This is a genomic window from Succiniclasticum sp. (genome assembly GCF_056977735.1).
The window spans coordinates 92,205-101,500 of record NZ_DBMCWA010000010.1 but is presented as its reverse complement, the minus strand read 5'-3'; the positions used below and the strand labels follow the sequence as shown (position 1 = coordinate 101,500).

Below are 9,296 nucleotides of genomic sequence, written 5' to 3'. Positions count from 1 at the left end.
GAATTGAAGACGGGTAAGTAATCGGTTTGCTTTGTTAAAATGACAAGCGCCAGAGTCACCCTTACAGGGTAACCCTGGCGCTGTGTTGTTTACTACTCTTCGTCTTCCGGATCCGTTACATACAGTTCTGGCGAAACAGCCGTTCCCAACAGGTCCTGACGGTGCTGGCGGGCCAGTTCGCTGCTGGTCTTCAGAGCACGGAAAGCGCCAGATACCATCATGATACCTAAAGCGATGGCACAGGAATCCATGGCAGCCCCCATCAGCACCTCACTGCCGAAATTGCTATAATCAAGCAAAATATACCGCATGCCAGTATACATACCCAGCCCCGGCACTAATGGTATAATGGCCGGAATCTCAAAAACAGTTGCAGGCGCCCTCCATACGCGGGCAAAGATTTCGCTGAGCAGGGCAATCACGACCGTTGCCAGGAAATTAGCAGAAAAAGAATGGATGAGAAACATCTTCTTCAGCGCAATAAAAACGACCCAGCCAACAGCACCAATGATACCGCTTAACCATAAAATCCGTTTAGGTCCCTGAAACAGCACTCCAAAGGCTATGGTTGCCAAAAAAGCAAAAAAGAAAGCTTCGATATACATCATCATGGCAGACCTCCCCAGACCCAGGCCTTCATTGAAAAGGCCAGTCCGATGGCGATGGACAACGCAAACAGCACCGCTTCCGCAATCCTGCTGTTCCCACTCAGCAAATCACCGGCCATATAATCCCGAACCCCATTGGTAAAGGCCAGTCCCGGCAAAAATGGCATCAGGGCGCCAACTGTCATGCTCTCCAGAGTACACTCCGCTTCAACCCAACTGCATGTCTGCGTCACAATCCCAATGGCAAAACCGGCCAAAAAGTTTTCCCAGAAAGGCGTTGGGTGAAAATTATTGACAGCCTTTAACAGGAACATAGCGATGAAACCTGCCAGAAAAGCTCCGGCAAAATCATAAAAGTCTCCCCCAAGCATCAGAGCAAAGCAGGCACTGCCGATACCGGAAGCCAGACATATCACCTTGTTATTATAGGGATGAGATTGTGTCAGCCGGTCTTGCAGCCAATGCTTTATCTCCGCATAGTTCATCTTCCAATTGCGAAAGTTGTAGGAAAGCTGGTTCACATCCATAATCAGCCCCAAATCCGTCGAACGCCAGCGCACCCGGAACACACGGCTTTTCCCCCTGGGGCTCTCGTCCCCCAGAATAATTACGGTAGGGGTACAGAACACGTTCAGTTCGTAATATCCGTAACTGCGGCAAAAACGCATCATCGTATCTTCTACCCGGCTGGTCTCAGCACCACTTTTCAGCAGAATTTTGCCCATATCCATAGCCAGATCCATGACCTGGTTCTTTGTCATAGGGGAAAGACCTGGAAGAGCAGCCGGCACGCCCATATTTTGTTTTGCGCCGCGGATTTCTTTTTCTTCTGACATACAAACTCCTGTTATTTGCCCTGCGGGTATACGCTCCGCTTATTTAAGGAAACACCGATTAACTCATATGTGCGCTGTCCGCAGAACCAGTCTGCCTTTCATTTTTCTCCAAACAATTCTGCAACCGCTGCTTTAAATTTATTGGCTCCGCCCATACTTGGATGCGGAACGCAGCTGCAGGGAACGCCGAACTTCTGCAGGGTACCGGCAGATTTTTGCCCGATAGCCACCACCTGCGCGTTTGGAAGCAATTCCAACAACTGTTTGGCATACACAATACCCACATTCAATTCATTACTATCCGGGGTCCGATTGGTAAGCAATCCCTTTCCCTTATGGGGATGAAAAGGAAAAATATTCCAAAGTACCGCATCAAACGTCCCCAAATGATGACGGTGCAGGCTTCCCCACATCACCGTAGCCGTAGGCTCATTAAAGCCCAACGTCTTCTGGGTTCCTTTCAGTAACGGCGATTCCGGATTACTGGTGCGTTGATAGTTCCACGTCGCCAGTACCTCTTCCGGCCGCACCTCTGGATGATGTCCCAGAAGAATCCGCTCACTGGTCATAGCCATTCCGGAAAAACGCCCCCCCTGATACCCCAGCCCTTCCGCAATAAACAGATAGTGGGCCTGTAACCGCAACTCCAGATAGCGCTGTAGGTTCCGATATCGAATCTCCGGTGCTTCCGGGCTGATGTCCAACCCCGGTTCATAGTCGTTCCAGGGGTTGAACACTTGCGGAGCACAGTATACCCTCAGATGTTTCATAAATGTATTCAAGTCCATTCTGATACCCATCCATTTACATTAACTCAGTAGTCTTCGTACGTCCCATAAGCCCTGCTACCACAGTTTTGGGGTTCGCATTATGATTTACAATAGCGTCCACTGCCCGGACGATGGGCATATCCACCTCATATTTGTCCGCAAAAGCAATGGCTGCGGGGATGGCGTTAATGCCTTCTACTACCATGCCTACCCGGTTTACCGCATCAGCCGTTTCATACCCCTGCCCAATCAGATAACCGCACCGGTTGTTCCGGCTGTGCATACTGGTAGCTGTAACGATCAGATCTCCCATACCGGCCAGCCCGGAAAAGGTATCCCTGGCACAGCCCAGCTTCTCGCCTAACCTCATAATCTCCGCCAGGCCCCGGGTAATCAGGGCCGCTTTGGCATTATCCCCGTATCCGAGTCCCGCCGACATGCCGGAGGCCAGGGCGATGATATTCTTCAGGGCGCCGCAAAGCTCCACACCCTTCACATCCGTATTGGTATAAACACGCATACAGGAATTCATGAACACGTCCTGTATCTTTTCAGCAACAGTGATATCCCTGCAGGCAGACACAATACAGGAAGGCAAATCCTGGGCCACTTCTTCCGCGTGGGTCGGACCGGAAAGGGCTACGATCTGTACATCCGCCTTCAGTTCATCCCGGATTACCTCGGACATGGTCATCAGCGATTCCGCCTCAATACCCTTGGCCACATCCACCACAATCTGACCTTCCTTCACAAAGGGGTTCGCCTGTCTTGCCGTATTCCTGACGTATACAGAAGGAACTGCAAAGACCAATACATCCTTATCCCTGCAGACCTCTTCCATTGCTTTTGTAAACTTAACCGCTTCCGGAATGATCATATTCGGAAGGTTCTTCTGTATACGGGTAGCAGCCAGCCGGTCGACTTCCGCCGGAAATGCAGACCAGGCCTGTACCTGGTGCCCGCTGATGGAAAGCATCCGGGCCAAAGCCATGCCCCATGTCCCTGCTCCGATAATACCAATCCGCATAGTCGTGTCTCCTTTACATCATCAGATAAAACCTTTTTAAACCATTCTATCGAAAGCTATTATACCATAAAAATACCGGTTGCATCATACCATTTCCGGTATAACGCAGCCGACTAAATCGTTTCAGGCAAAAAGAAACAATAATCTGCTACTTTTGAACGAATATTTATAATCAAAAGTTGTCAATTTCATGGAAAAAACAACAGGCGTTTTAATATCCTTCCGCTTTGCATAAAAGATTTTACATTTCAACATCGTACTGTCAGTTCACTGTAATTTTACTGTTTTTTACAATCTTACGCTGATCCGCACACCCGGCCCATAGCCCCAAACAGGATATCCGTAATAGGCTACAGGGTAACCGTAATACCCCGAAGGATAGACTACGCTGAGGGAAGTATAGCCGTAAGGGCGCCAGTAATGCCCGCTGTAGTAGCCGCTCCGGTGCCAGCGGGATAGCGGCAGCGGTACCACCGGATGGTAATAATGCCTCGGCCTTATAGAAGGCCGCACATAGCCGCTGCCTCCGGATATCGGGGAACGCATGGAGGACATACGCCCGCCCACATGCACAGAGGCGCCATGCTGCGGTGTCATCCGCACCCGGTTTCCCGTAGGTGTATGCAAACCAGATCCATGCCCGCCTGATCCGGGGGAAACATGAATCCGATAACTTATGCCCGTCTGAGGAACCATGGAGGCGGCCAGGGCCGTTGAACTAATCGATGTACTCAGGAGAAACAACGCCAAAGTAACTGATGCTGCTCTTTTCACGCTAAATCCTGCCGCCTTCTTCATAGTGATCCCTCCGCTTCTATTCCAATTTAAGAATAATATCTGAACACATATCTGTGTATGTATTACATGTTTTATACAGGTTACCAGATAATTATGGCTTTCCTGTGGCAGGGAGAAAATTGTTCTGCTTACATCACGAAATACCGGAAAATGTTTCACCAAACCGCAAAAAACCTGCCTAACCCTTTCCGGGAAAAGCAGGTTTTCTGTTATCAGGTGTTTTATTGTGTGAAATCATTTATTATGCTAAATGATTCTCCGCCGTTTCTGCCGGCGCTGCCAGCGTCATTCCTTCCGGGCATTTTTCCTTCGCCACGGAGAGCATCAGCTTCAACCGGTTCAGCTGGTTCACTTCACTGGCTCCGGGGTCACAGTCCATGGCCACCAGGTTGGCATCCTCATAGCTCCGCCGGATTTCCCGGAACACGCCCTTGCCCAGGATATGGTTGGGCAGGCAGGCCCAGGGCTGCAGGCAGACCACGTTCCGCACTCCCTCTTCCATCAGCTTGGTCATTTCGCCGGGCAGCAGCCAGCCTTCCCCGGCCATATTACCCAGAGATACATGCTGCGCCGCCAGTTCAGCCACTTTATAAATGGAAATCGGAGCGGTGAAGTGTTTCGATTTGGCCAGTGCCTTCCGCATGGGGTTCATGAAGAAATCCGCTACCTTGATAAACATCTGGGCTCCCACCTTGTTCAGCCAGCTGCCGTCCAATATGTCATGGCGGGTGATGCCGTCAAAGGCCATATAGAGCAGGAAGTTGGCCAACTCCGGCATCACCACTTCCGCCCCTTCCCGGGCCAGCACTTCTTCCAGATGGTTGTTGGCCACCGGATGGTATTCTACTAAAATTTCGCCCACCACGCCCACTCTGGGTTTCCATAGATTAGGCACCAGGGGGATGGCATCGAATTCTTTCACCAGTGCCTGTATGGTCTGTCTGAATTGCAGGAAGTTGCCGTGATCCAATTCTTCCTTGCATTGTTTCATCCATTTGGCAAACAGTTTATCCGTGGAACCGGGAATCAGTTCATAGGGACGCATCCTGTTGGTAACGTTCTGCAACAGGTCCCCGTAGACCACTGCCTTGGCCACATCCTTGAACCCGGAGGGGTTCAGTTTGAAGGCATCCTGCTCCAGGCCCCAGCAGGCAAACACCGGTACCTGGGGATAGCCCGCATTCCGCAAAGCCCGCCGCAGCAGGTTCATATAGTTGGTAGCCCGACAGGCGCCGCAGGTCTGGAACATCATGATGCTGGTGTGGTCCGGGTCGCATTGACCGCTCTTGATGGCCTGCAGCATCTGGCCGATGACCACGATAGCCGGGTAACACATATCATTCTGCACATACTGCAGCCCCAGGTTAATGGAATCCTCTTTCGGGGTTTCCGGGATCACGACCCGGTAACCGTATCTTCCCAGCACATGGGTTATGAGGTCAAAATGGATAGGCGCCATCTGAGGTACCAGAATGGTGTGGGTCTCCTTGCATTCGTGAGTAAAGTACGGCCGTTCCGGCATTACAATGGGCTGGTAGCCGGGCACATGCCGCCGGCTGAGTACTGCCAGCAGGGAACGCAGGCGGATCCGCGCCGCCCCCAGGTTGCTGACTTCGTCCAGCTTGATCATGGTGTACAGGCGCTGATGGCCTTCCATAATCTCCCGCACCTGATTGGTAGTGATGGCATCCAGGCCGCAGCCGAAGGAACTGAGCTGTATCAGATTGATTTCCGGATGAGACGCAGCAAAGCTGGCCGCATGGTACAGCCGGGCGTGGTAGCTCCACTGGTTCACGATGGACAGCTCGTCTTTGGGCGTGTCCATATGGTACACGGAATCTTCCGATACGATGGCCAGATTGTAGGACTGGATCATCTCCGGAATACCGTGGTTGATTTCCGGATCCAGATGGTAAGGCCTTCCCACCAGCAGGATGACAGGAAGGTTCTTTTCTTTGGCTTCTTTCAGTATCTCCGCACCTTTTTGGCGCACGTCTTCCCGATACTGCTCCAGTTCCCTGTAGCCTGCTTCCATGGCTTCTTTCAGTTCGCCCTGCTTAATGCCTTCGTCCCTGAAGGCTTCGGTCAGGCGCTGCAGCATTTTCTTCGGGTCGTTGATAGGCAGGAACGGTTCCATGAACTTGATTTCTTCCTTCCGGAGCACATCCATGTTGTTACGGATGTTTTCCGCATAGGAAGCTACCACCGGGCAATTATAGTGGTTGCCGGTGTGATTCACGTCATCTTCCATATTGTATGGCATACAGGGGTAGAAGATTTTCTTCAGCCCTTTTTCCACCAGATCCATCACATGACCGTGAACCAGTTTAGCGGGATAGCACAGGGAATCCGAGGGAATGGTGGACATGCCTTTGTAGTACATCATGGGGGTGGATTTGCCGCTGAGCACCACTTCATAGCCTAACTTGTTGAAGAAGGTGGCCCAGAATGGGAAATCCTCATACATATTCAGTACCCGGGGGATACCGATGCGGCCCCGGGGCTGGTTCACTTTCTGGCTGCGCTGCGCGTTTCTGGCAGCAGAGGCTACCTGGGCAGCCGGGTCGATTACATTGGGATAATTGAACAGCCGCTGGTATTTATATTCGTAGATATTAGGCGCTTTGTTCTTATTTTTTGGTTTGCCCTCCCCCCGTTCGCAGCGGTTGCCGGTAAAGTAACGGCCTCCGTCGGGGAACGTCTGCATGGTCACAAGGCAATGGTTGCCGCAACCATTACAACGGTAGGACTTGGTAGTGACGGTGAAGTTCTGCAGGGCTTCCAGGGGAAGCAACGTGGAACGGTGGGAAGCAGCAGCTTTTTCCTTCGCTGCATTAAGCTGTTCTTCCGTTTCCTTTTCCGTCTGTTCCAGAGACAGGATGGCGGCACCGTACGCACCCATCAGGCCGGCGATGTCAGGACGGATCACGTCCCTGCCTAGCAGTTTTTCCATATTGCGGAGCACGGCATTGTTATAGAAGGTACCGCCCTGCACCACAATGTGGTCTCCCAGCTCCCGGGTATCTTTCAACTGCATTACCTTGAACAGGGCGTTTTTAATGACGGACAATCCGATACCGGCAGAGATGTCCGCCAAGGGCGCACCTTCTTTCTGGGCCTGCTTCACACGGGAATTCATGAACACGGTGCAACGGGTCCCCAAATCTACCGGAGTCTTACTGTCCATGGCCTTGTCTGCGAATTCCGCGGCAGTCATGCCCAACCCCTGGGCGAAGTTTTCAATGAAAGAACCGCAGCCTGCGGAACAGGCTTCATTGAGGGTGATCTTGCCGATGTTTCCGTTGTTGATGAGGAAACACTTCATATCCTGACCGCCGATGTCCAGCACGCAGGTGACTTCCGGGCAGAACTCGTAAGCTGCCCTGTAGTGGGCAAATGTCTCCACTTCCCCTGCGTCAGCATGGAGGGCTGCTTTAACGATTTTCTCCCCGTAGCCTGTGGTGAGACAGCCAGCAATGTATGCCTTTTCTGGCATGGCTTTATAAAGACCTGTCAGTTCCTTGATGACAATCTTCAGGGGCGAGCCCTGGTTGCTGCCGTAATCCGTATATAAGATTTCCTTATTCCGGCCAATGGCCACAATTTTGGTAGTGGTGGAACCGGCGTCAATGCCTACATAAACAGGGCCGGCATAAGCAGCCAGATCGCCTCGTTTCACTTTATCTTTATTGTGGCGTTCGATGAACGCATCGTATTCTTCCGTGTTGCGGAACAAGGCCAGCCGCTCGTCCCGGGTAATGCCGTGACCAGCTTCCGCTTTGTCCAGGTTGGCAGTCAGATCTTTAAACTCCAGCTCTTTGGTCTCTTCGGAAAGGGCCGCACCCACCGCCACAAAGTAGGCGCCGTCTTCCACACTGACCACTTTTTCCGGATCCATCTTCAGCGTTTCGATGAAGCGTTTCTTCAGTTCCGGAAGGAAGTAAAGAGGTCCGCCCAGGAAAGCTACATTGCCGTTAATTTCCCGGCCCTGGGCCAGATTGCCGATAGTCTGGTTCACCACCGCCTGAAAAATAGATTTGGCAATGTCTTCTTTGGAAGCGCCGTCATTCATCAGCGCCTGGATGTCCGTTTTGGCAAATACGCCGCAGCGGGATGCAATCGTATAGATGCGTTTGGCATTGGCCGCCAGTTCGTTAAGGCCTTTGGCATCCGTATTCAGAAGGGCCGCCATATGGTCGATAAAGGCGCCGGTCCCTCCTGCGCACACACCGTTCATGCGTTCTTCCGGCGCGCTGCCGAAATACATGATCTTGGCGTCTTCACCTCCCAGCTCCACCATGGTGTCAGTCTGGGGGATCAGCTTTTTCACTGCCGTGGCCGCCGCGATAACTTCCTGTACAAAAGGCAGCTGCAGCCGCTGGGCGATACCCATGCCGGCAGAACCGGTGAGGGCGAAACGGAAACGGGACGGACCTACTACATTTTTCAGGGCGGTCAGGTTCGTCACCAGAGCACTGGGGATGTCGGAAAAATGCCGGGCATAGTGCTTATAGACAATACGTTCCTCAGCATCCAGTACCACTACTTTTATCGTAGTGGACCCGATGTCGATCCCCACTTTGAAGGACACATATCTTTCTCCCGGTGCATTACCCCGTTTTGTCCGGGCCGCACCAGCGAAATCCTGCGGTTTGAAATTGTCAGTCATAAGAACACCTCGTATATATAATAAAAGACAGCCCGCAACCAGATGAAAGCTGCGTTGTCCAATTCCGAAAAGCAGCCGGCCTCCGCCAGATGAGAGCTTCTTCCGTCATTTTTCAGAATGCGTTTACATCAGGAGCGCCGCCAAATGAAAGTTTTGCCCCATATACATCGAACAGTAACAGGCAAATGGAACCCCTACTGTATAATATTATATTATATACCAAATTTAAATAAAAGCCATACTCTATTCCTATTAAAATATAATATTTTCATTCATTCGTTGTAATGAACCGTTATATTTCCCCGATTTCCAGGGATTTTTGCTTATAATACAGTCCACAAAGGGGGAAAAGAAGGTATACTTATAATGCGTCTATCATATCACTTCCCTGTCGATCTTACAAGAAATTTAAATTAATTAGCACTCAACTATTGACAGTGCTAACAAAATGTGTTATAGTATGTTCAGAAACAAGGAAAGCAGTATTGAGAAAAGCCATTGAATGGCTTCTTTCAGACTAGTGCTTTTGAAATAATCCGGCCTCAGGGCCTTTTATTTAAAAAACAAAAGTCAAAAAGTCAATACCGT

6 protein-coding genes are annotated in these 9,296 nt (G+C 51.0%); all 6 read right to left on the bottom strand.

The annotated features are described in order from the left end of the window. Positions 1-92: 92 nt before the first annotated feature. On the bottom strand, positions 93-611 hold the full coding sequence (locus ACZOWY_RS07225; protein WP_484394610.1) for a threonine/serine exporter family protein: 519 nt from the start codon (positions 609-611) through the stop codon (positions 93-95). Beyond that, positions 608-1,444, bottom strand: a complete 837-nt coding sequence (locus ACZOWY_RS07220) for a threonine/serine exporter family protein (protein WP_484394608.1) — start codon at positions 1,442-1,444, stop codon at positions 608-610. Before ACZOWY_RS07220 ends, ACZOWY_RS07225 begins: the two co-directional genes overlap by 4 nt. Before the next feature lie 98 nt (positions 1,445-1,542). Continuing rightward, complete coding sequence (locus ACZOWY_RS07215; protein ID WP_484394604.1) at positions 1,543-2,214, bottom strand: uracil-DNA glycosylase; 672 nt, start codon at positions 2,212-2,214, stop codon at positions 1,543-1,545. A 34-nt stretch (positions 2,215-2,248) separates the two neighbouring features. After that, the gene (locus ACZOWY_RS07210) at positions 2,249-3,241 is read right to left on the bottom strand and encodes an NAD(P)H-dependent glycerol-3-phosphate dehydrogenase (RefSeq protein ID WP_484394601.1); all 993 of its coding nucleotides are present in this window, start codon (positions 3,239-3,241) and stop codon (positions 2,249-2,251) included. A 288-nt stretch (positions 3,242-3,529) separates the two neighbouring features. Next, positions 3,530-4,039, bottom strand: coding sequence for a hypothetical protein (locus ACZOWY_RS07205; RefSeq protein ID WP_484394596.1), 510 nt, complete (start codon positions 4,037-4,039; stop codon positions 3,530-3,532). Positions 4,040-4,280: 241 nt separating this feature from the next. Beyond that, entirely contained in the window at positions 4,281-8,708 is a 4,428-nt protein-coding gene (locus ACZOWY_RS07200) for an acyl-CoA dehydratase activase-related protein (protein ID WP_484394594.1), read from the bottom strand. Positions 8,709-9,296: the final 588 nt, after the last annotated feature.

Coding starts and splice junctions, on each gene's coding strand:
- ACZOWY_RS07225 (WP_484394610.1), bottom strand. CDS start 611: ATGATGATGTATATCGAAGCTTTCTTTTTTGCTTTTTTGGCAACCATA.
- ACZOWY_RS07220 (WP_484394608.1), bottom strand. CDS start 1,444: ATGTCAGAAGAAAAAGAAATCCGCGGCGCAAAACAAAATATGGGCGTG.
- ACZOWY_RS07215 (WP_484394604.1), bottom strand. CDS start 2,214: ATGAAACATCTGAGGGTATACTGTGCTCCGCAAGTGTTCAACCCCTGG.
- ACZOWY_RS07210 (WP_484394601.1), bottom strand. CDS start 3,241: ATGCGGATTGGTATTATCGGAGCAGGGACATGGGGCATGGCTTTGGCC.
- ACZOWY_RS07205 (WP_484394596.1), bottom strand. CDS start 4,039: ATGAAGAAGGCGGCAGGATTTAGCGTGAAAAGAGCAGCATCAGTTACT.
- ACZOWY_RS07200 (WP_484394594.1), bottom strand. CDS start 8,708: ATGACTGACAATTTCAAACCGCAGGATTTCGCTGGTGCGGCCCGGACA.